Source organism: Daejeonella oryzae DSM 19973, assembly GCF_000422945.1.
GTDB lineage: Bacteria > Bacteroidota > Bacteroidia > Sphingobacteriales > Sphingobacteriaceae > Daejeonella > Daejeonella oryzae.
This window is the reverse complement of record NZ_AUHA01000002.1, coordinates 1,199,602-1,221,288: the sequence shown is the minus strand read 5'-3', so window position 1 is coordinate 1,221,288 and position 21,687 is coordinate 1,199,602. Positions and strand designations below refer to the sequence as shown.

At 39.0% G+C, this 21,687-nt stretch carries 21 protein-coding genes; all 21 read right to left on the bottom strand.

Annotated elements, in window-relative coordinates:
• Nucleotides 1-96: 96 nt before the first annotated feature.
• The 21 genes from G521_RS0105765 to G521_RS0105665 all read right to left on the bottom strand — a co-directional run bounded on the left by G521_RS0105765 (nt 97) and on the right by G521_RS0105665 (nt 21,636).
• Nucleotides 97-1,479 (bottom strand): RagB/SusD family nutrient uptake outer membrane protein, encoded by a 1,383-nt coding sequence (locus tag G521_RS0105765; RefSeq protein WP_026897694.1) that lies wholly within the window; start codon nt 1,477-1,479, stop codon nt 97-99.
• Nucleotides 1,480-1,501: 22 nt separating this feature from the next.
• Nucleotides 1,502-4,474 (bottom strand): SusC/RagA family TonB-linked outer membrane protein, encoded by a 2,973-nt coding sequence (locus tag G521_RS0105760; protein ID WP_026897693.1) that lies wholly within the window; start codon nt 4,472-4,474, stop codon nt 1,502-1,504.
• A gap of 108 nt (nt 4,475-4,582) precedes the next feature.
• Complete coding sequence (locus G521_RS0105755) at nt 4,583-5,083, bottom strand: acetyl-CoA carboxylase biotin carboxyl carrier protein subunit (RefSeq protein WP_026897692.1); 501 nt, start codon at nt 5,081-5,083, stop codon at nt 4,583-4,585.
• Between the two features lie 2 nt (nt 5,084-5,085).
• Nucleotides 5,086-5,751 carry a DUF4159 domain-containing protein gene (locus G521_RS0105750; RefSeq protein ID WP_026897691.1) on the bottom strand — a complete coding sequence of 222 codons (666 nt, stop codon included), beginning with the start codon at nt 5,749-5,751 and terminating at the stop codon, nt 5,086-5,088.
• Nucleotides 5,748-6,449, bottom strand: coding sequence for a 16S rRNA (uracil(1498)-N(3))-methyltransferase (locus tag G521_RS0105745; RefSeq protein WP_026897690.1), 702 nt, complete (start codon nt 6,447-6,449; stop codon nt 5,748-5,750). The genes G521_RS0105750 and G521_RS0105745 overlap by 4 nt, the downstream gene beginning before the upstream one ends.
• A 26-nt stretch (nt 6,450-6,475) precedes the next feature.
• A complete protein-coding gene (locus G521_RS0105740) occupies nt 6,476-7,801 on the bottom strand; it encodes a hemolysin family protein (protein WP_026897689.1) in 1,326 nt (441 codons plus the stop codon).
• Between the two features lie 3 nt (nt 7,802-7,804).
• A complete protein-coding gene (locus G521_RS0105735) occupies nt 7,805-8,347 on the bottom strand; it encodes an inorganic diphosphatase (protein ID WP_026897688.1) in 543 nt (180 codons plus the stop codon).
• A 2-nt stretch (nt 8,348-8,349) separates the two neighbouring features.
• Nucleotides 8,350-9,015, bottom strand: coding sequence for a DedA family protein (locus G521_RS0105730; RefSeq protein ID WP_026897687.1), 666 nt, complete (start codon nt 9,013-9,015; stop codon nt 8,350-8,352).
• Nucleotides 9,016-9,062: 47 nt separating this feature from the next.
• Nucleotides 9,063-10,442, bottom strand: a complete 1,380-nt coding sequence (locus G521_RS0105725) for an NADH-quinone oxidoreductase subunit N (protein WP_026897686.1) — start codon at nt 10,440-10,442, stop codon at nt 9,063-9,065.
• A 3-nt stretch (nt 10,443-10,445) separates the two neighbouring features.
• Nucleotides 10,446-11,906, bottom strand: a complete 1,461-nt coding sequence (locus G521_RS0105720; RefSeq protein ID WP_026897685.1) for a complex I subunit 4 family protein — start codon at nt 11,904-11,906, stop codon at nt 10,446-10,448.
• A gap of 22 nt (nt 11,907-11,928) precedes the next feature.
• The gene (nuoL, locus tag G521_RS0105715; RefSeq protein WP_026897684.1) at nt 11,929-13,836 is read right to left on the bottom strand and encodes an NADH-quinone oxidoreductase subunit L; all 1,908 of its coding nucleotides are present in this window, start codon (nt 13,834-13,836) and stop codon (nt 11,929-11,931) included.
• Between the two features lie 90 nt (nt 13,837-13,926).
• Nucleotides 13,927-14,256, bottom strand: coding sequence for an NADH-quinone oxidoreductase subunit NuoK (gene nuoK, locus G521_RS0105710; RefSeq protein WP_026897683.1), 330 nt, complete (start codon nt 14,254-14,256; stop codon nt 13,927-13,929).
• Nucleotides 14,256-14,759 (bottom strand): NADH-quinone oxidoreductase subunit J family protein, encoded by a 504-nt coding sequence (locus G521_RS0105705; protein ID WP_036678213.1) that lies wholly within the window; start codon nt 14,757-14,759, stop codon nt 14,256-14,258. The genes nuoK and G521_RS0105705 overlap by 1 nt, the downstream gene beginning before the upstream one ends.
• 54 nt (nt 14,760-14,813) lie before the next feature.
• The gene (locus tag G521_RS0105700) at nt 14,814-15,311 is read right to left on the bottom strand and encodes a NuoI/complex I 23 kDa subunit family protein (protein WP_026897681.1); all 498 of its coding nucleotides are present in this window, start codon (nt 15,309-15,311) and stop codon (nt 14,814-14,816) included.
• Nucleotides 15,312-15,350: 39 nt separating this feature from the next.
• Nucleotides 15,351-16,388, bottom strand: coding sequence for an NADH-quinone oxidoreductase subunit NuoH (nuoH, locus tag G521_RS0105695; RefSeq protein ID WP_026897680.1), 1,038 nt, complete (start codon nt 16,386-16,388; stop codon nt 15,351-15,353).
• The gene (locus tag G521_RS0105690) at nt 16,388-17,392 is read right to left on the bottom strand and encodes a 2Fe-2S iron-sulfur cluster-binding protein (RefSeq protein WP_026897679.1); all 1,005 of its coding nucleotides are present in this window, start codon (nt 17,390-17,392) and stop codon (nt 16,388-16,390) included. Before G521_RS0105690 ends, nuoH begins: the two co-directional genes overlap by 1 nt.
• Before the next feature lie 52 nt (nt 17,393-17,444).
• Nucleotides 17,445-18,806, bottom strand: coding sequence for an NADH-quinone oxidoreductase subunit NuoF (gene nuoF / locus G521_RS0105685; protein ID WP_026897678.1), 1,362 nt, complete (start codon nt 18,804-18,806; stop codon nt 17,445-17,447).
• A gap of 65 nt (nt 18,807-18,871) precedes the next feature.
• Nucleotides 18,872-19,387, bottom strand: a complete 516-nt coding sequence (locus G521_RS0105680; protein WP_026897677.1) for an NADH-quinone oxidoreductase subunit NuoE family protein — start codon at nt 19,385-19,387, stop codon at nt 18,872-18,874.
• Entirely contained in the window at nt 19,380-20,591 is a 1,212-nt protein-coding gene (locus G521_RS0105675) for an NADH-quinone oxidoreductase subunit D (protein ID WP_185095042.1), read from the bottom strand. Before G521_RS0105675 ends, G521_RS0105680 begins: the two co-directional genes overlap by 8 nt.
• Nucleotides 20,591-21,094, bottom strand: coding sequence for an NADH-quinone oxidoreductase subunit C (locus tag G521_RS0105670; protein ID WP_026897675.1), 504 nt, complete (start codon nt 21,092-21,094; stop codon nt 20,591-20,593). Before G521_RS0105670 ends, G521_RS0105675 begins: the two co-directional genes overlap by 1 nt.
• Nucleotides 21,094-21,636, bottom strand: a complete 543-nt coding sequence (locus tag G521_RS0105665; RefSeq protein ID WP_026897674.1) for an NADH-quinone oxidoreductase subunit B — start codon at nt 21,634-21,636, stop codon at nt 21,094-21,096. Before G521_RS0105665 ends, G521_RS0105670 begins: the two co-directional genes overlap by 1 nt.
• Nucleotides 21,637-21,687 lie beyond the last annotated feature (51 nt).

Below are 21,687 nucleotides of genomic sequence, written 5' to 3'. Positions count from 1 at the left end.
TAAGGCGGATAATAATAAGATATTCGATGGCCTTTAAAAAAAGAAACGTCTAAAGGGAAAATCCCTTTAGACGTTTTGTATTGGATATTTGTTTGACTACAAATAACCCGGATTCTGAACAAGCTCAGTATTCGCCCTGATCTCCCTTTCAGGAATAGGAAAAACTAATTCCGGACTATTATATGCAAATGCCCCTGTAGATCTTTTGGTTCGTCTGAGATCATGAATGCGTGATCCCTCAAAAGCAAGCTCCAGTTCTCTTTCTAATAAAATATTATTTAAAGTAACTGCAAGTAAAGGAGCGGCTCCGGATCGCGTTCTGATTACATTGACATCTGCCAAAGGTGTGTTGCCAACTGAACTCCCCAGTCTGAAATTACACTCAGCTCTGGTTAGATACATTTCCGCTAGGCGGATTACAGGAATATTCTGACCGAATGTTTTCCATTTCCCGGTATATAAATTTCCAGGACGGGCACCGACACCTGTATAAATTAAATCTTTGCCCCGTGCATCATTGGCAGGATATAAAGCCTGGAAGGCTGCATTCACCCGCAAATCAGCTCTGCCTATTCCAACAAGGCTCGCATAAAACGTGGTGAGTCCGTCATTGGATGTTCCTGCATTATTCTGATCATTTTGCTCAATCTCAAATAAGGCTTCACTGGTACGTTTGTTAGAAAATACAGATTCAAGAGTAGCACTTAATCTAAAACGTGGATTGTCAATTATTGTATTAGCGTCTGCAAGAGCGTCTGCATATCTTCCCATTGCTAAATATACTCTTGATCGGAAAGCTAAAGCAGTGTAAATATCTGCCCTGGCGCCATTATCCTCAGGTAATTTAGAAATAGCAGCAGTCAAATCGGCCAAAACCTGATTGTAAACTTCCTCAACCGTATTTCTTTTTCCTTTAACTGCGGCAGTTTCTTCGGCTTTCACCGCTGTTACAGAAATGGGAATCCCAAGCTGGGTATTAGCTCCGGGAGTTGCACTATCATAAGGTAAAGCATAAAGTCTAACCAGTTCAAAATGCATAATTCCCCTTACCCAAAGTGATTCACCTTCATAAGTGGATTTTTCTGCTACATCAGTAACTTTATCTAAATTCTCCAGAACATTGTTAACATTATTAATAGCAGCATAAGCCTGAATCCAGGTGCGGGTAATATCCGCATTATTAGGTAACATAGCTCTGTTTGCTACCTGACGGTAACTTTGAAATGTTCCGGCCCAGCGTACATAATTATCTGAGCCAAGGAGTTCCGGTAAAATATTGAGATTGGTACCATAAAGAGCTCCGCCACCCATAATTGAATAGGCACCAATTACAGCACTTCTTATGTCCGAACTTGATTCGAGAGCTGTTGTGGCATCAATATTTTGTCTGGGCTCAAATTCGAGCTTTTTATCACACGAAGTAGTTAATGTTGCCAAAAAAACAATCATTAACGCCTTTTTTATATATTTCTTTTCCATGTTTTCTTAGTTATTAGTCAGCTTAAAAACCCATATTTATTCCAAACGTAATGGTACGGGCCTGAGGTGGTGTATAAAAATCATGGCCCAAATTCACATTACCAGTATAGGTAGCATTCACTTCCGGATCATATCCGCTGTAATCTGTAAAAGTAAACAGGTTTTGAGCTGCGGCAAAAATGCGGGCATTCTGAATTTTGGCTCTAGAAATAAATGATTTCGGAAGATTATATCCTAAAACCACATTTTTTACGCGGAAGTAAGAACCATCCTGTACCCAACGAGAAGATTTAATTGCACCGTTACCTTCGTAAAGCCTGGCTTGTGGAACATTGGTGATATCACCGGGCTTTTGCCATCTTTTCAACTGATCTACCGTTTGATTATCAAAATAATCTCCGTTTACAGACTGGAAGAAACCAGCGATATTATACAGATCATTTCCATAAACAAACTGAGTCTGAACATCCAGATCAAAATTCTTGAATGAAAATTTATTACCAAAACCACCAATAAACTCCGGATTTGGATCACCTACTTTCTGGCTGTAACCGGAGAAATCATCCTGATCTACAATTGAACCATCTTCTTCATAATACTGAGCATTGCCATTCTCTCTGTTTACACCAGCATATTTCGGACCGTAGAAGTATCCGTAAGGTTCTCCTTCAGATATTCTACCAAGCTGCCTTCCTCCACCATCTATCGTAGAGCCATTTAAATTGGTTAATTTGTTTTTATACGTAGAAATATTAAAACTGGTACTCCATTTAAAGTCTCCAACAAGGTTTTGAGTATTCAACGAGGCTTCAAATCCCTTATTCTCCAGACTGCCCAGGTTTTTGGTAATAACCGTAAAACCATTGGTTGCAGGTAAAGGAAGATTTAACAGCAGATCAGATGTTTGCTTATTGAAATAATCCAATTCCATGCTTATCCGATCATTGAATAAACCAAAATCGAGTCCGATATCCAGTTGGTTCGTTTTTTCCCAGCTTAAATCAGGTCTGCCGAGCTGGCTGAAAACAATTCCAGATTGATCTGCATAAGGAGAAGCACCGTATAAAGTACGGGAAGCAAAGTTTCCAATCTCCGAGTTTCCGGTAGTTCCATAACTGGCTCTCAATTTTAAGAAACTAATAGCGGTACTTTCTTTCAGGAAATTTTCCTGGGAAACAATCCATCCGGCAGAGACTGCAGGAAATACACCATACCGGTTATCACTTCCAAATCTGGACGAACCATCAACCCGAACAGAACCGCTTAATAAATACCGGTTATTAAATTTATAATTGGCACGTGAGAAATATGACAAAAAGCTAAACCCGGTTTCAGTAGAATTACCGGCGCTTATAATAGCGGCGCTGGCAATCTTTGTAAACTTATCACTTGGAAAACCCTGTCCGGTGGAGGACGTAGAAAAAGTACGTGCTTCCTGAAAAGATACTCCACCCAATAATTCAATATTGTGCTTATCGAATACCTTAGTATACGTTAAAACGTTATTGGTATTGTAAGACGAAGCACGAACCTGATTATTAAACGCATAACCGGAAGGTGCACCATCCAGGGTTTCACGACCGTTAAATTGTTCTTCCTCCAGCTGCACAATATCAAAACCAAATTCAGATCTGAATTTCAAAGACGGAATAATATCCCAATCTAAAAAAGCATTACTTAATGATCTGAATTGCTTTGACTCATTGGTAGCTTCTACAAGATCTATTAGATTATTATAATAAAATGTAGATCTGTTTAATGATCCCGTGGCCGGATCTATAAAAGCCTGAATAGAAGGGATAGCATTCAACTGCAATGGATTGGTAAATGCATTATCACTTGCAACCCGGTAATTAACGGTTTTATTAAGGGATAAATTTAATCCTATTTTTAGATTTTTAACGACAGAATGATCCAGATTAATCCGGCCATTTGCCCGATTAAGTTTATTTCCGGCTATTATTCCTTTTTGATCACTATACCCCCCATTAACCAGAAATCTGGTTTTGCTGTCGCCACCATTCATAGAAACTGAATACTGAGAAATTGCACCGTCCTGAAAAGCTTTATCTGCCCAATTGGTATCGTAGTTTTCATTCCAGTCTGTGGTTCCTGACTCAGCCTCGAACTCCTCTGCTGCGTCATATCCCATATTTGATGCTGCTTCGCCAAATAATTCTTTGTATTGTGCAGCATTTAAAAATTCCTGTTTGCGGGTTGGTTGACTGAAACCGGTATAATATCCTACAGAAACCTGGGTTCTGCCCTGAATACCGCTTTTAGTAGTTACCAGAATTACACCATTTGCGGCTCTTGAGCCATAAATAGCCGCTGCTGAAGCATCTTTTAACACATCAATAGAAAGAATATCTTCCGGCGCAATTGATGAAAGCGGATTATCAGGCTCGGTAGAACTGCCCAGGCTTTGAGAAATTACCGGCTGTCCGTCAATTACAAACAGAGGCTGATTACTGGCAGAAACAGATGAAATACCCCGGATACGAATATTGATTGCCTGCCCTAGCTTTCCGGAACCAGAATTAATAAATACACCGGCTGCACGACCCTGCAGGGCTGTTTCAAATGTTGGAAGTGGAAGATTTGCGATATCCTTGGCTTTAACACCGGATATCGATCCTGTTAAATCCTGTTTAATCTGAGTTCCATAACCCACTACAACTACTTCAGATAATTGCTTTTGTTCTTCATCCATCTGAACGTCCATCATGGAGGTAGAAACAGGAACTTCCTTTTGCCGGTAACCAATATACTTGAATACAAGCGTAGTGGCATTAGCAGAAACATTTAATTTAAATAATCCCTGAGCATCTGTTAGCGTACCAACTGCCGGATTTCCTTTAACGGATACACTCACCCCCGGTAAGGGTAAACCGTCACTTACTGCAGTAACTTTTCCATTAACTGTAGTGCTTTGAGCAAAAGTTAAGGAATAAGATAGCAGAAGGCCTAGAATAGATAGTAAGATTTTTTTCATAAATAATCTCAGATTAAATTGTGTTTAAGGAAGTTAGCAAAAACTATCCAAAATAATTAACCTAGATATTATTTATTACATCAAACTTTATAGAAATAAAAATATCAATTATTCAAAAACAATCATTACCTGGTTTTTCTCCAGCTTATCGGCAGGTTTAATCTTAATATTTTTAATTTTAGCATCTGCAGAAGCTTTAATGATATTTTCCATTTTCATCGCTTCAAGTACCAGAAGATTATCGCCCTTTTTAATTTCATCACCTTCTGATACAAGAATTTTAAGAACCAGTCCAGGCATTGGAGCTTTCAAATCACCGGGTTTGGCAGTTGTTAAATGGTCAAGACCCAATTGATGCAGTAACTCATCATATTGATTGCTAATTTCCAGAGTATAAATAGTTGAGTTTACTTTTACAGTACAGCGTTTTTCATTTTTATTATACTCCACAACTTCAACTCTAAAAGATTTGCCGGAGGAGATTACATGAAAATGATCTTTATTAATTTGATATATATCAGCAGCGACAGGTGTATTATTAATCTTTAGAATAGACTTATCCTCAACTATCTGGAAATCAAACTTTTTGTTTACTTTAATTTTTAACATATTTATTGAGTTAACGCATACTGCACTAGATTAGCTCCCATTTTCAGGGCTTTGAGACGGGTTTCTTCGCTGTCGGAGGGATATGTACCAAAATCTTCCCAACCATTACCTAAATCTGTTTCAAAGGTATAATAACATACTACTCTTCCTTTTAATATAAGAGCAAAACCTTGCGGGCGTTTTCCGTCATGTTCATGGATTTTGGGAAGCCCTGAAGGAAATTTAAATTTTTGATTATAAATAGGGTGACTGGCTGGTAGCTCAATAAAATCCAGCTCGGGAAAAACCTTTTTCATTTGAGGCCTTATGAACTGATCTAATCCATAATTATCATCGATATGAAGAAAGCCTCCACCTTTAAGATAAGTTGCCAAATTCTGAGCTTCCTGGTCAGAAAACGACACATTTCCATGACCTGTTAAATAAACAAAAGGGTAATTAAACAAATCAGCACTTCCAACCTCAACAATAGCATCCTCGTCATCAAAATTAGTATTCAAATTTTGGTTGCAAAATTTAATAAGGTTTGGCAGAGCACTCCGGTTTGCATACCAGTCTCCACCACCGCTGTATTTAAGTTTGGCCAATTTATATGTGGGAGAATAGAAAGAAAGCAGAACAAAGCAAAATAAACCTGATATGAGGTAAAGAAAAATGTTCCTGTTCATCGGTTTAAAAAATTTATCTCAAAAACTGCTTCCAGCGCTGCTGTTTCGGTTCTTAGCCGGGATTCTCCTAAAGTTATAGGTTTAAATCCGGCTTTCAGAGCAAGATCAACTTCAGATGTTGTAAAATCTCCTTCTGGTCCTATCAAAATTAAATACCGGGAGTGTGGAATAAGATTCTGTTTTAAAAACTGCTTGTCGCTGTCTATGCAATGAGCAATATATTTTTCACCGGGAAAATCACTTTCAATAATTTTTTTAAAGGATACAGCTTCATTAAGTTTTGGATGATACGCTTTTAAGGATTGCTTAACGGCTGCTGTTATAACTTTACTCAACCGCTCGGTTTTGACTTCCTTCCTTTCAGACCTATCACAGATCATGATGGAAATTTCATCGATACCAATTTCAGCCGCTTTTTCCAGAAACCATTCGGTACGCTCAATATTTTTAGTTGGCGCAATAGCGATATGCAAATGATGATTACGTTTGCCGTATTCAAACCTGGCCTCCGTAATTTTTAAAGCAGTTCTTTTAGGATGCGGATCTATTATTTGTGCTGTGTAAAAACCTCCTTTGCCGTCAATCAGATAAATCTCATCATGAAGCTGCATCCGCAGTACTTTTATGCAGTGTTTACTTTCTTCCTCATTTAAAAGATGGAGTTTCCCATTAATTAAAGGAGTGTAAAAAAGATGCATATCTCTAACAGTTAAAGCCGCAATAATTAATGAAGGTCTATTGCGTCAGAATTATTAATGACCAATTCCAGTTTTACTGATTCAATATTTTGCTCGGTCTTTTTAAGGATAATAATGTTGTACCCGTTAAATTCCTGCATTTCGCCTACTTCCGGAAATTTACCGAACAAATCGCCAACCAAACCAGCTAAGGTGTCATAATCCCCATCTTCCGGAAGATCATGGGGGAGATATTCATTTACATCATAAATGCTGGCCTCAGCATTTACAATAAATTCGGTTTCAGATATTTTATCGACAATCGGTTTTTCCTCATCGTACTCATCCTGAATCTCGCCAACCAGCTCTTCAACAATATCTTCCAGAGTTACCATTCCGGCTGTTCCTCCAAATTCATCCAGTACAATTGCAATTTGAATTCTTTTTAATTGCAATTCACTCAGCAAATCGTTGATCTTTTTAGTTTCCGGAATAAAATATGGCTTCCTGATAATGTCTTTTAAAACCAGTTCCTGCTTCTTTGCCAGTAAGGGCAGAATATCTTTTGCATGAACAATACCCACTATCTTATCAATGGTCTCATCATAAACCGGTATTCTGGAATATCCTTCTTTTATAATGTTATCTAAAAACAAGTCGTGTGAAGTAGTTAGTTCAACCGCCGAAATTTTTGTGCGGGGAACCATTATATTCTTTACAACACGCTCATTAAAATCAAATACGTTTTTAATCAGTTCGTGCTCATTATTTTCTAATGCGCCACTTTCTTTTCCCTGATCTAAAAGATACTGAAGCTCTTCTGAACTGTGGTGAGCTTCGTGGGTACCTAGAGTGTTTATCCCGAATAACTTGAGGATTACATTTGCGAATCCGTTTAACAACCAGATAAACGGGCGGAAAACTAAGTAAAAGAAATGTAGCGGTAAAGCGATGCCCATTGTTGTTTTAACCGGTCTCTGGATAGCCAAAGATTTTGGAGCCAGCTCGCCAAATACAATGTGCAGAACAGTAATTATACTGAAAGCAATTACAGGTGCAAATGTGCCTGAGAATGAGTTTACAAAGGTGGCTGAAGCGCCGAAAAAAGTCAGAACATTTCTTAGCATGTGTTCCATTACTTCTTCACCCACCCAACCTAAGCCTAATGAGGCAAGAGTTATACCCAGCTGGGTGGCCGCTAAATAGCCATCCAAATGCTGGGTCATGTGCTTGGCGATTTTAGCAACTTTACTGCCTGTTTTCGCTTGAATCTCTATTTGTGAAGCTCTTACTTTCACAATTGCAAATTCAGCTGCTACGAAAAATCCGTTCAGAAATACCAGAAAAAACGTAACAAAAATCTGAAAGCCCATTTTTTACTTATTAACGAAAGTTGATTGATACAATTCCATGCTTTCCTTAATTACTTTATAAGCATATCTTTTACCAAGTAAATGTTCAATACTTACATTTTTTTCTTCCAGAGCTTTGTAATCCTGAAAAAACCGAACAATCTCTTTCATTGCATGCGGAGGTAATTCGGACAGGTCATTGATATAATTAACTGACATATCATTTTTCGCTACCGCGATAATTTTGTCATCCTGCTCCCCATTATCAACCATATGCATTACGCCAATTACTTTTGCTTCAACAATAGACATTGGATAAACATCTACAGAGCATAACACCAATATATCTAAAGGGTCATGATCATCGCAATAGGTTTGCGGTATAAAGCCATAGTTTGCAGGATACATTACTGATGAAAACAGAACTCTGTCAAGCTTTATCAGCCCAGATTCTTTATCAATTTCATATTTAGCTTTTGATCCTTTTGGTATTTCAATTATGGCGTTGACAATAGATGGAATGTCATTACCTGGGGAAACATTGTGCCACGGGTGGTCTTTACTCATATTTATTCTACTTGATTTAACTCTTCTTCTTCAGTTTTGTCTACTCCTATTTTCCTTTTAAGGTAACCCCAAATAAGAGGTATAGTTGTAATTATTATAAATCCTACTATTATATAAAGCAGGTACTGATCAATTTCTTTCTCAAATCTCCGGCCTAAAAAATAACCCAGCAGTGTTAAAGATCCAATCCAGAGTACTGCTCCTGAAATATTATAGAAGGCAAATCTCTTAAATTCTAACTTTACAACTCCGGCAAAAATAGGAGCAAAGGTTCTAACTATCGGGATAAATCGTCCCATTATTAAAGCAAAAGCGCCTTGTTTCTTATAATAAACTTCGGCTGCCCGTAAATATCGTTTCTTAAAAAAAAACGAATCCCGCCTCTGGTATAATACGGGCCCGGTTTTTAATCCGAACCAATATCCTACGAAATTACCGGATACCGCAGCCGCTATTAATCCAGCTATTAAAGTATAAATAGTAACATCCAACTTATTTGTGGCAACAAACATTCCTGCCAAAAACAATAAATAATCTCCGGGAAGAAAGAAGCCAAAAAATAAACCGGTTTCTGCAAAAACAACAAACAGGACTACATAAAAGCCACCCTCTCGAAGTAATTTTTCCGGATCAATCAAATGTTGAAGGGTATCCCAAATTTCGTACATATGTTGAATATGGGTAAATCTACGACATTAAATTAATAATTTTCGGCTTAGAAAAGATTTGATATGACACCCGGATATATTCCCAAAATAATGGTGATTATTGCCGAAAGGGCTAATACCACTTTAAAAAAGGGGGATTCTGCCACAATCGAGCGCTCTGCATCTTTAAAATACATTGCCACAACTACTCTTAAATAATAGAATATTCCGATTACAGCGTTGACCACTGCCAGAACTATCAGCCAGATATGGTACTCAGAAAGTGCTGATGAGAACATCATGAATTTACCTATAAAACCTGCTGTTAAAGGTATTCCGGCCAGAGAAAGCATCGCCACAGTTAAGGTGAAAGCCATAAAAGGGTTGCGTTTTGCCAATCCGTTAAAACTATCAAAGCTATCAGAACCTGTTTGTCTTTTTACAAGAATTAGTACGGCAAAAGCAATTATAGATGCAATAGAATAAGCTGTGGCATATACAAATACCGCATTTACCGATGCAGTTCCCAAAGCTATAATGGCAAACATCATATATCCGGCATGAGATACACTGGAATAAGTGAGCATGCGCTTAAAGCTATGCTGGTACAGCGCAGTAATATTTCCAATAAATAATGTTGCTACCGTCATTACCAATAATGGCGGCATCCAGAAATCATGAAGGGGTGCGAAGCAAATTAAAAAGATTCTTAGAAAAGCAGCAAAGCCAGCTGTTTTTACAACGGTACTCATAAATGCTGTAATCAGGGTTGGAGAACCTTCATACACATCAGGAGCCCAGAAATGGAATGGAGCAACGCCCACTTTAAAACCTAAACCGATAATCAGCAATAATAATCCCCCGTAAAACAGCGGAGAAATAATAGTTGGATTTGAAATTACATATTGTTTAATTTCCAGCAGATCAAATGATCCGGTTGCACCGTAAAGCAGCGTAATACCGAACAATAAAAAACCGGTAGAAAAGGCTCCCATAAGGAAATACTTAAGGGCTGCTTCATTTGATGCGAAATTCTTTTTACGAATACCGGCAAGAATGTAGAGACTTAAAGACATAATTTCTATTCCAATAAAAAGCATAGAAAGATTATGATAAGAAACCATAACAACAATCCCGGCAAGGGCAAAAATGATGATGGCGTAATATTCGGCCACATGTTCGCTAATCCGCTCAAAGTAATCTTTGGAAACCAGCAATATCAGCATGGAAGAAAAAATACAGATCGAGGAGAATGCAACAGCGAAATTATCAAATAACATCATTCCGCTATAAATGGGAACGGCATTAGAATTCCATTCAATTACCGCTAAGCCCAAGGCCGCTGCAAGCCCAAACATAGTAACAGGCAACAATGCTTTTTTAGCTTTAAATAGTCCTAAATATAAAACTACAATTGCTAAAATAGATAAGGTTATTAAGGTATTCATGCTTTACTTAACTAAAATCTTTTGATTTACCTGTTCAATTAAATTAATCACTGAAGCTTCAGAAATATGCAGCAGCGGATTTGGATAAATACCAATACCGATCACCAGCACACACAGAATCAGCAGAACTGCTTTTTCGGTCAAATCGATATCCCCAAATAATGAAGTACGTTCATTAAGCTCTCCAAACATGATTTTCTGATACATCCGAAGCATGTAAACCGCTCCGAAAATAATTGTAAGACCAGCAACTGCAGCATACCAGATGTTGTAATTATATACCCCCATCAGCAACAAAAACTCTCCTATAAATCCATTGGTTAATGGCAAACCTACTGAACCCAATAACAGGATCAGAAAGCCTATGGCGAGGCCCGGAGCAACTTTTGCAATACCTCCCATTAAAGTCATATCGCGGGTATTTGTTCTGCGGATAATAATATCCAGAACGAAAAACATCCCGACTACATTAATCCCGTGATTCAGCATTTGAATCATAGCCCCTTGTAATCCCTGTACATTCCAGGCAAAAATAGCTGCGGATATCAGTCCAACGTGGGCAATGGAAGAATAAGCCACCAAACGCTTCATATCTTTTTGCGTAAACGCGATAACAGATGCGTACACAATACCGATGATGGATAAAATCATGGCGGTTTGTCCCCACTCCGAAAAACCAAGCGGTGCAACAGGAATCAACCAGCGGATAACGCCGTAGATTCCCATTTTAAGCATAATACCCGATAACAGCATGGTACCTGCTGTTGGAGCTTCGGTATACGTATCCGGCTGCCAGGTGTGGAATGGGAATACCGGCATTTTGATAGCAAAAGCCAGGAAGAAAGCGATAAAGATCCATCCCTGAATATTAGCCGGCAAATTCAGCTTATAAAATGAAGCGATATCATAAGAATTATCCGGAGTTTGCAGATGAAGATAAATGATCGCGATAAGCATTATCAAACTTCCCGCAATGGTGTAAATGAAAAACTTGAGGTTAACACGAATTCGGTTTTCGCCTCCCCATAGGGCACAAATAAAATAGATCGGGATTAAAGCGGCTTCCCAGCCGATATAAAAAAGGAAACCATCCAGTGCGGTAAATACCACGAGCAATCCGGCCTGCATAAAAAATATGAGCGCATAAAAAGCATTAGGGTTGCTGTACTTATGTTTTTGGCTTGCCAAGATAATAATAGGCACCAGTAAATTGGTAAGAATGATCATCATCATGCTGATCCCATCCACACCCAATTTGAAATGAATTCCCATAGATGGAATCCATGGCAGATCAATAAGAAACTGTGTGGACGCATCCGGAACGAATTTGTTTATAAGACCTATTGTAAACAATAAGGGTACAATCGAAGCTGCAAAAGCCCATTTAGAAACTGCACTTCCTTTAAATAAAGAAACTACTGTTAATAATAAAGGGAAAAGTAAGATTAGTAGTAATTGATTCATTTTATCGTTCTAATCCTTGTTATTAAATTTTATAAAAACCATATACCAGCAAAGCAATTATACCGGCTACCATCATGAATATGTAGAAACCTACATTTCCTGACTGAATTAACCTGAAGCCTTTACTTGCTTCATTGGCACCTGCACCCAAGCCGTTAACCAATCCGTCGATTCCACGTTTATCCACTATCTTATAAAAGAATCCTGATAAAGCATCCAGAGGACGGGTGAAAACAGCATTATAAATCTCGTCTATGTAATATTTATTGTAAGATATTTTAGAGAAGGCAGGTCGGGCGATAGTATCTGCAACAGGAACATGTGCACCTTTAACATAACGAATGTAAGCATACATGGATGCTGCCAGTGCCGCGGCAACAGAAACTCCCATCAATACGAATTCAGTACTATGATCCAGAGTTAAACCAGCCATTTTATTATTTGAAGCTTGAAATACCGGTTCCAGAAATTTAGACAACCAGTGCCCTCCGCCCAATACTTCGGGAACTCCAATGAATCCTCCGATAACCGATAAAACTGCGAGAATAATTAAGGGAATGGTCATTGATTTGGGAGACTCATGCAAATGATGCTCCTGATCTGAAGTTCCGCGGAAATTACCATAAAAAGTAAGGAACATCATTCTGAACATATAAAATGCGGTGAACATTGCACCAATTACTCCAATTACCCAGTAAACTTTGTTGTGTTCATAAACGTGGGCCAGAATTTCATCTTTTGAAAAGAATCCCGCAAATGGTGGTAAACCCGCTATAGCGATAGTACCAATCATCATCGTTAAAAATGTAACCGGAAGTTTCTTTTTTAACCCGCCCATATGACGCATGTCCTGCTCATTGCTTGCCGCATGAATTACAGAACCTGCACCCAGAAATAGAAGCGCCTTAAAAAATGCGTGCGTAATCACGTGAAAGAATGCACCTGTATATGCGCCAACTCCAAGTCCCAGAAACATATAGCCCAACTGAGAAACGGTTGAATATGCCAGAACCTTTTTAATATCAGTTTGGGTTAAGGCGATGGTGGCCGCCAAAATTGCGGTAGCTAATCCAATTACTGCCACTACCTCCAGCGTTTGAGGTGCAAGTGTAAAAAGAATATTAGAACGGGCGATCATGTAAATACCGGCTGTAACCATTGTTGCCGCATGTATTAAAGCTGAAACCGGCGTTGGTCCAGCCATCGCATCGGGAAGCCAGGTGAACAAAGGAATTTGCGCTGATTTACCGATAGCTCCTACAAAAAGTAAGGCTGTAATTAAAATTAATGTAGAATCGCCTGAAACCATTGATGCGGCCTGCGGAAATATTTTTGAAAATTCTACACTCCCAAACATGGTATAGATCAGGAAAACTGCAATCAGGAAACCCAAATCACCAATCCTGTTCATAACAAATGCCTTTTTAGCTGCGCTTGCGTAAGAAATATTGGTAAACCAAAATCCGATTAGCAGATAAGAACATAATCCTACTCCTTCCCAACCGATGAACATGATGACATAGTTAGAACCAAGTACCAACAATAGCATGAAGAATATAAAAAGGTTGAGGTAAGCAAAAAACTTTGCGAAACCAGCATCATGATGCATGTAACCTATAGAATAAATGTGGATAAGGAAACCTATCCCGGTAACGATCAGCAGCATTAATGAGCTTAGCGGATCTACCAAGAAAGAGAATGGTACAGTTAAACTTCCTGCATTAATCCAATCGAAAAGAGGGATTGTAAAGGATTTAACTTCAGAAGAATTTAATTCAAAAAAGATCCCTAAACTAATTCCGAAAGAAAGCAAAACCGCCAAACTGGCAATAGCTCCGACCAGGTTTTTAGGCAAAAAATTACGTCCCAGTCCGTTGATCAGGAAACCAATCAGAGGGATTAAAGGAACTAACCAAACTAAATTTATCATTCTTATCTATATAATTTCCATCCTTATAAAAGAAGGATCTGTACTATCGATTGCAAATCATTTGATCTGCGCAGGATTACATTGAGTATTTTACCACTTTAATTTGTTCAACACATCAATATCGGTTGAATGTGTATTCCGGTAGATCATTACAATAATTGCCAGTCCTACCGCAACTTCGGCGGCGGCCAGTGCCATAATAAAGAATACAAACACTTGTCCCGAAGCATCATTGTGATGTACAGAAAACGCCGTTAATAACAAATTAACCGCATTCAGCATTAATTCTACCGACATAAAAATTATGATCGCATTTCTGCGTATCAAAACACCCATTACACCAATTGCGAAAACAATGGCACTTAATAATATGTAATGATTTAAAGGAACGCCCTGCATGGCTTGAGTTACATTTTCCATTATATGCGTTTAGTATCTTTTTTGGCCAATAAAACTGCTCCTACCATTGCAACCAGCAACAGAATTGAAGAAACTTCAAAAGGAAGCAAAAATTCGCTGAATAAAACTTTCCCCAGATTTTTAACCAAGCCCAGATCCTGAGTTTGTAAAATAACCGGATCAGAAATATGTAATGATTTTAATGATCCCACCAGAGTAATTAATAGGCTCATTCCTGCAATCACTCCGGCAATTTTAAGCAGATTAGATTTCATAGGCTCTGAATCTTCGTTGAGATTTAGAAGCATGAGTAAAAACAGGAATAATACCATGATGGCTCCCATATACACAATAAAATTTACGATGGCCAGAAACTGGGCATTAAGTAAAATGTAGTGTATGGTGAAGGTGAAAAAGGTGATAATGAGATATAAAACACTGTGAATGGGGTTCTTTGAAAAGATCACCATTACAGAAAAAAAGATTGATAAAAATGCAATTAAATAAAATAGAGATATACTCATCAATGCTATAGTTTAGCCTTTAGCCTGTTTATAAGGCTGCAAAGGTATAATATTTTACGATTTTAGGGGTTCTTCAACAAGTTTGTCTTTACCGTAGATAAAGTCTTTTCTCAAATAGTCTGATTTTACTATAGGGCCATCCAGATAAATTGCTTCTTTAGGACAGGCCTCCTCGCATAATCCGCAAAAAATACAACGCAGCATATTTATTTCATAAACGGCTGCATATTTTTCTTCGCGATATAAGTTCTCTTCTCCTTTTTGACGTTCGGCAGCAATCATTGTAATTGCTTCTGCGGGACAAGATAATGCACATAATCCGCAGGCAGTACAGCGCTCACGTCCCTGTTCATCTCTTTTTAAAGAATGTAATCCACGCCAGTTTTCAGAAAACTCCCTCTCTACTTCAGGATAAAAAATAGTTTCCTTCTTTTTAAACATATGTTTGAAAGTAATGGCCATACCCTGAAAAATTGCAGGGAGATATAAACGCTCCCAGAAATTCATTGGTTTTTGATCCAGAACTTTCTTTCTGTTACTTAATGATTCCATATTCCCACCTCTAATCCTCTAATGGAGAGGATAAAATTATTAAAGTTTATCGTAAATCGTAATCCATATTCCGGTGATCACGATGTTTGCTATAGCTAAAGGAATCAGAACTTTCCATCCCAAATTCATTAACTGATCGTAGCGGAAACGTGGAACTGTCCACCGAACCCACATGAAGAAGAAAATAAATGCAAATACTTTAGCAAATAATACCGCCATTCCAATCAGCGGTCCTATTATCGGGCCAACCAATCCATTTACATAATCCATTCCCGGGTAGTTGTATCCACCAAAATATAAGGTAGACATCACTGCCGATGCTACAAACATATTCAGATATTCGGCAAACATGAATGCACCCATTTTAAAACCTGAATATTCCGTATGATAACCGCCAACCAGTTCGGTTTCGCATTCGGGTAAATCAAAAGGTGTTCTATTTGTTTCGGCAAATGAACACACCATGAATATTAAAAAACCTAAAGGCTGATACAAAATATTCCAGTTACCTCCGTGCTGCATTTCAGAAATCTCTTTCAGACTAAGCGTATTGGTTACTAATAAGAGAGCAATGATCGAAAGTCCCATAGGAATTTCATAGCTGATATTTTGTGAGGCCGCACGTATAGCTCCCATTAATGAGAATTTATTATTGGAGGCCCAGCCACCAATCATTAAGCCGTATACTCCTAAAGAAACTACGCCAAAAATGTACAAAATACCAACATTAATATCAGTTACCTGCAATGGAATAATACGATCCCCTATCACCATATCCTGCCCCCAGGGAATAACTGCGCTACCAATACAGGCAGTTAATAATGCAAGTGAAGGGCCGGCAATAAACAAAAACCGGTTTGCGTCTGCGGGAATTATTTCCTCCTTCATAAACATTTTCAGACCATCTGCAAGAGGCTGAAACATACCACCCGGACCGGCACGGTTAGGGCCTACCCGGTCTTGCAGATAACCCGCAATTTTACGTTCGGCAAGTGTTGAATAAGCCGCGATTCCCAGGCTGACCAAAAAGATCACGGTAATCAGAATAAATTTCTCTATGATAAATGATAGTTCCATTAAATTTTCGTTGCTCGTTCGAATTCTTCCTTATTAGCTTCTATCAGTATTGGATTATGTTTTATTACATCCAACGGTTTAGCCATTTCATAATGATTAGATGATATTACAGAAGTTTTGGCAATGTGCCTTGGTCCTTCAATTACCCAATCACTGGTCTTTTTTGTTTCAAACCGGCAGGTATTGCAAATAAAATCAGCTACTTCGCCAAACTGATCTTTGCGACCGGTAACACGTAAAACTTCTTCTCCCTTATACCAAAGGGTTACTTCTCCTTTACAGGTTGGGCAATCGCGGTGGGCGTCAACAGGTTTGGTAAACCATACTCTGTTTTTAAAACGAAAGGTGCGGTCAGTTAAGGCACCAACAGGGCAAACGTCAATAACGTTTCCTGAGAAATCATTATCAATAGCCTTTTCTATGTACGTGGAAATTTCTGATGCATCTCCTCTTCCCAATACTCCGTGAACCCGATTATTGGTTATCTGATCGGCAACATATACGCAACGATAACATAAAATGCATCGGGTCATATGCAGCTGAATTTTGTCGCCGATATCGATTTTATCGAAAGTGCGTCGTTCAAATTCATACCGGGTTTTCTCAACACCGTGCTCATAGCTCAGATCCTGCAAATGGCACTCTCCAGCCTGATCACAAATTGGACAGTCTAATGGATGGTTAATCAATAACATCTCCACAACACCTTTGCGGGCTTCAATAACTTCAGGAGAAGTAATATTCTCAACCTCCATTCCATCCATTACACCGGTACGGCAGGAAGCCACCAGTTTCGGCATCGGACGGGGATCTTTTTCTGAACCCTTACTCACCTTTACCAAACAAGTACGGCATTTACCGCCACTACCTTCCAGCTTCGAATAATAGCACATAGCAGGAGGTACAATATCCCCGCCTATCTGCCTTGCGGCATTGAGGATGCTTGTTCCCGGTTCTACTTCAACCGTAATCCCATCTATGGTAACTTTAACTTTTTCACTCATGTTAAAGATCTCTCTATTTCTTTATTTAGTCATTTGTTAAAAATGACGTGTATTAACTTATTTCCTCAAGCTTTGGCAATGGATCTGCATAGTTAGCAATCCCATAATTTCTGTTTAATGCATCAGAAGGGTTTGTTACGTGCCATTCAAATTCATCACGGAAATGACGGATGGCACTGGCAACAGGCCAGGCTGCCGCATCGCCCAGCGGGCAAATTGTATTTCCTTCTATCTTTTTAGAAACATCTACCAGTAAATCCAGATCACTCATTTTACCATGACCGTATTCAAGTCTGTGTAAAACCTTCTCCATCCAGCCTGTTCCTTCACGGCAAGGCGAACATTGTCCGCAACTTTCGTGATGATAAAAACGGCTGAAGTTCCAGGTGTTGCGTACAATACATTGATCTTCGTCAAAAGCAATAAAACCACCTGAACCCATCATAGACCCGGATTGGAATCCACCCTCGGCCAAAGATTCATAACTCATTAATCGACTTTCGCCTGTTAATGTTTTTAAAATCAGATTAGCAGGCAGAATAGGAACTGATGATCCGCCGGCAACAACTGCTTTTAAGCGTTTGCCATTGGCAATACCACCGCAATACTCATCAGAATATATAAATTCTTCAACAGGTAAGCCCAGATCAATTTCGTAAATGCCCGGTTTGTTTAAATTACCCGATGCCGAAATTAACTTTGTTCCGGTACTTCTGCCTATGCCTATTTTGGCATATTCATCACCACCATCATTAATAATTGGGACAACTGCAGCAATAGATTCTACATTATTCACTACGGTAGGACATCCATACAAACCCGAGATTGCAGGGAAAGGAGGTTTAATTCGTGGATTACCACGCTTGCCTTCCAGGGATTCTATTAATGCGGTTTCTTCGCCGCAAATATATGCACCGCCACCCGGCTGCACATGTAATTCAAGATCGTATCCGGATCCTAAAATATTTTTTCCTAAAAATCCGGCGTTTTTTGCTTCTGCAATCGCCTTTTCGAGTATGCGGATTTGCGGCATCATTTCACCGCGAACATAGATAAAGGAAGTAGCAGCACCTAAAGCATAGCTTGAAACAATCATTCCCTCTATTAAAAGATGCGGAAGATAGGTCATCAGGTGACGATCTTTAAATGTTCCAGGTTCTGATTCATCGGCATTGCAAACCAGATAACGTGCCTTGCCTTCTGGTTTTGCCAGAAAGCTCCACTTCATCCCGGTAGGAAAACCTGCACCACCACGACCCCGTAAGCCGGATTTCTTAACTTCCTCAACCACATCGTCTGTTGACATGGTTTTCAAAGCTTTTTCTACCGAACGGTATCCGCCCTTCTGACGATATACGTCGAAAGTATGGATGCCTGGGACATTAATATGTTCTAATAATAATTTACGAGCCATTCTCTAGTAGATGCTGGATTGAGACATTACTTTCTGGGATATGCTCCAGATTTTGCAACCGTTTCTCAAATCTTATTTTTTAAATCTTTTATCAACTGATTTACGCTTTCCTCTGTTAGGTTTTCGTAAAATGTATAATCCGGACCGATCTGAAGTACCGGCGCCATGCCGCATGCAGCCAAACATTCTACACCTCTCCAGCTGAACATGCCATCTTCGCTAACTTCGCCTTCTTTTACACCTAAAGTTACTTCAATATGTTTCATGATCTTTTCGGCTCCAACCAGACAACAAGGACCGGTACGGCAAACCTCCAGAACAAATTTTCCCTGAGGTTTTAAAAAGAACATGGTATAAAAAGAAGCTACCTCATAAACTTCGATAGGATGAATATCCAGATATCCGGCTACACGATCCATGGAAGCGGTGCTCAACCATCCATATTCGGCCTGCACCAAATGAAGCAGTGGCAGTAAGGCTGATTTTTGTTTCCCTTCGGGATATCTTTGTACGATAGTTTCAAATTCTGAAATCATCGCTGCCGGAAATTCTACCTGTTCTGTTTCTGTAACTTTAAGCATCTAACTCTCCTGCAATTACGTTTAAACTACTCATATTAATTATCGCATCAGACAAAAGCATCCCTGCGCTCATCGGCGCATACATTTGATAATTAATGAAACTTGGGCGGCGGAAATGCAAACGATACGGAGAACGTCCGCCATCATTTACCAGATAAAAGCCTAACTCGCCGTTTCCTCCTTCTACCGCATGATAAACTTCGGTTTTCGGAGTATCAATTTCGCCCATCACTATTTTAAAATGATAAATTAGGGCTTCCATATTATTGTAAACCTCTTCTTTTGGAGGAAGGTAAAATTCAGGAACATCGGCATGAAAAACGCCTTTAGGTTCCTTTTCTATCTTCTGCAGGGCTTGCTCTATTATTCGCAAACTCTGCCAGATTTCTTCATTTCTAACTATGTAACGATCATATACATCGCCGGTATTTCCTACCGGGATATCAAAATCAAAATCTTCATACGAAGAATAGGGTTCATTTACACGCACATCATAATCCACGCCTGTGGCACGAAGAATAGGACCGCTCCAGCTGTAATTTAAAGCGGTTTCCGGATCTACCGCTCCAACACCAGAAGTACGTTCAATAAAAATCCGGTTACGATTAAATAACTTTTCGAATTCCTTTAGTATTGGCGGGAACTTTACCAGAAATTGTTTGATTTTCGCAAAAGCGATATCATTAAAATCCCGCTCAAAGCCGCCTATTCTGCCTACGTTAGTAGTTAAACGAGCTCCGCAAATTTCTTCGTAAATCTCATAAATATGTTCGCGTTCTTCCATTAACCAGAGGAAGCCGGTAAATGCACCGGTATCTACACCTAAAATTCCATTGCAGATCAAATGATCAGAAATACGGGCCAGCTCCATAACAATTACCCGAAGATAATCTACACGTTTGGGAGTTTGAATTTCTAACAGCTTTTCAACCGTCATGTGCCATCCCATATTATTAATTGGAGAGGAACAGTAATTCATCCGGTCTGTAAGCGGCGTAATTTGATAGAACGGACGGTGTTCGGCAATTTTTTCAAATGCACGATGAATGTATCCGATAGTAGAAACTCCGCTTACAATTCGCTCTCCGTCCATCTCCAGCACATTCTGGAAAACTCCATGCGTAGCCGGGTGGGTAGGACCAAGGTTTAAAGTAATGGTCTCCTTCTGAGGATCGTTATCTGTGAAAACAGGATGGTTATTCATTATCTACCGAAGAAATAATCTTTTTTATCAACACGATTGGGATCTTCCAATGGATATTCTCTTCTCATCGGGAAAACCGTCATATCGTCAACATTTAAAATACGAACCAGGTTCGGATGGCCTTCAAAATTGATTCCGAAGAAATCGTAAGTTTCTCGTTCCATCCAGTTTGCACCCTGCCATAAAGTGGTAGCAGTAGGAATTACAGGATTTTCTGTATTTAAAAAAACCTTAATGCGTACCCTTACATTGTTAATTAAACTATGTAAGTGATAAATTACACCAATCCCTAATTCATTTTCCGGGTAATGAATACCGGTAATATCAGTAAGATAATTGAATTGTAATTCTTTGTCTTCCTTTAAAAAGGTTAATATTTCACGAATATTATCCTTGCTGGTTTCAAACGTTAATAATCCAAACGGATCTGTTGGAACAGATATCTGTTCGCCGAAACGTGAGGTTATTTTTTGCAGTATAATCTGCTTGCTTAATTTACCCATTACAGGATTCCGTATTTAGACAATAATTCTTGATATTCTGGAGAATCCCTGCGACGCAGCGATTCGTGCTTTACTAATTCCTGAATTTTATTAAATCCATCAATTATAGCTTCGGGCCGCGGTGGGCATCCGGGAACATATACATCTACAGGAATAATTTCATCAATACCCTGCATTACTGAATAGGTATCAAAAATACCACCGCTTGATGCACAGGCGCCAACAGCAATCACCCATCTGGGTTCGGCCATTTGAAGGTAAACCTGTTTCAGAACGGGTCCCATTTTTTTTGCGATGGTTCCCATTACCATTAATAAATCAGCCTGACGCGGAGAAAAACTTGGACGCTCAGAGCCAAATCTTGAAAAATCATAATGCGAACCCATGGTGGCCATAAATTCTATACCACAACAGGAAGTAGCAAAAGGTAAAGGCCATAATGAATGTGATCTTGCCAGGCCAACCACTTTCTCCATTGAGGTGGCGAAAAATCCTGATCCTTCAACACCCGGAGGAGCTTCAACTAAATTAACTTCACTCATACTACTCTTTCCAGTTAACATTCAATATATTACTAATTGAATGGCAAATTT

Excerpts from the sequence above, each read along its gene's own strand:
- G521_RS0105760 (WP_026897693.1), bottom strand. The coding sequence starts at position 4,474 with ATGAAAAAAATCTTACTATCTATTCTAGGCCTTCTGCTATCTTATTCC.
- G521_RS0105665 (WP_026897674.1), bottom strand. The coding sequence starts at position 21,636 with ATGAGTGAAGTTAATTTAGTTGAAGCTCCTCCGGGTGTTGAAGGATCA.
- G521_RS0105750 (WP_026897691.1), bottom strand. The coding sequence starts at position 5,751 with ATGAACAGGAACATTTTTCTTTACCTCATATCAGGTTTATTTTGCTTT.
- G521_RS0105675 (WP_185095042.1), bottom strand. The coding sequence starts at position 20,591 with ATGAATAACCATCCTGTTTTCACAGATAACGATCCTCAGAAGGAGACC.
- G521_RS0105765 (WP_026897694.1), bottom strand. The coding sequence starts at position 1,479 with ATGGAAAAGAAATATATAAAAAAGGCGTTAATGATTGTTTTTTTGGCA.
- G521_RS0105755 (WP_026897692.1), bottom strand. The coding sequence starts at position 5,083 with ATGTTAAAAATTAAAGTAAACAAAAAGTTTGATTTCCAGATAGTTGAG.
- G521_RS0105725 (WP_026897686.1), bottom strand. The coding sequence starts at position 10,442 with ATGAATACCTTAATAACCTTATCTATTTTAGCAATTGTAGTTTTATAT.
- nuoK (WP_026897683.1), bottom strand. The coding sequence starts at position 14,256 with ATGGAAAATGTAACTCAAGCCATGCAGGGCGTTCCTTTAAATCATTAC.
- G521_RS0105740 (WP_026897689.1), bottom strand. The coding sequence starts at position 7,801 with ATGGGCTTTCAGATTTTTGTTACGTTTTTTCTGGTATTTCTGAACGGA.
- nuoH (WP_026897680.1), bottom strand. The coding sequence starts at position 16,388 with ATGGAACTATCATTTATCATAGAGAAATTTATTCTGATTACCGTGATC.
- G521_RS0105690 (WP_026897679.1), bottom strand. The coding sequence starts at position 17,392 with ATGAGTGAAAAAGTTAAAGTTACCATAGATGGGATTACGGTTGAAGTA.
- nuoF (WP_026897678.1), bottom strand. The coding sequence starts at position 18,806 with ATGGCTCGTAAATTATTATTAGAACATATTAATGTCCCAGGCATCCAT.
- G521_RS0105680 (WP_026897677.1), bottom strand. The coding sequence starts at position 19,387 with ATGCTTAAAGTTACAGAAACAGAACAGGTAGAATTTCCGGCAGCGATG.
- G521_RS0105720 (WP_026897685.1), bottom strand. The coding sequence starts at position 11,906 with ATGAATCAATTACTACTAATCTTACTTTTCCCTTTATTATTAACAGTA.
- G521_RS0105735 (WP_026897688.1), bottom strand. The coding sequence starts at position 8,347 with ATGAGTAAAGACCACCCGTGGCACAATGTTTCCCCAGGTAATGACATT.
- G521_RS0105670 (WP_026897675.1), bottom strand. The coding sequence starts at position 21,094 with ATGGGTAAATTAAGCAAGCAGATTATACTGCAAAAAATAACCTCACGT.
- G521_RS0105730 (WP_026897687.1), bottom strand. The coding sequence starts at position 9,015 with ATGTACGAAATTTGGGATACCCTTCAACATTTGATTGATCCGGAAAAA.
- nuoL (WP_026897684.1), bottom strand. The coding sequence starts at position 13,836 with ATGATAAATTTAGTTTGGTTAGTTCCTTTAATCCCTCTGATTGGTTTC.
- G521_RS0105705 (WP_036678213.1), bottom strand. The coding sequence starts at position 14,759 with ATGAGTATATCTCTATTTTATTTAATTGCATTTTTATCAATCTTTTTT.
- G521_RS0105745 (WP_026897690.1), bottom strand. The coding sequence starts at position 6,449 with ATGCATCTTTTTTACACTCCTTTAATTAATGGGAAACTCCATCTTTTA.
- G521_RS0105700 (WP_026897681.1), bottom strand. The coding sequence starts at position 15,311 with ATGGAATCATTAAGTAACAGAAAGAAAGTTCTGGATCAAAAACCAATG.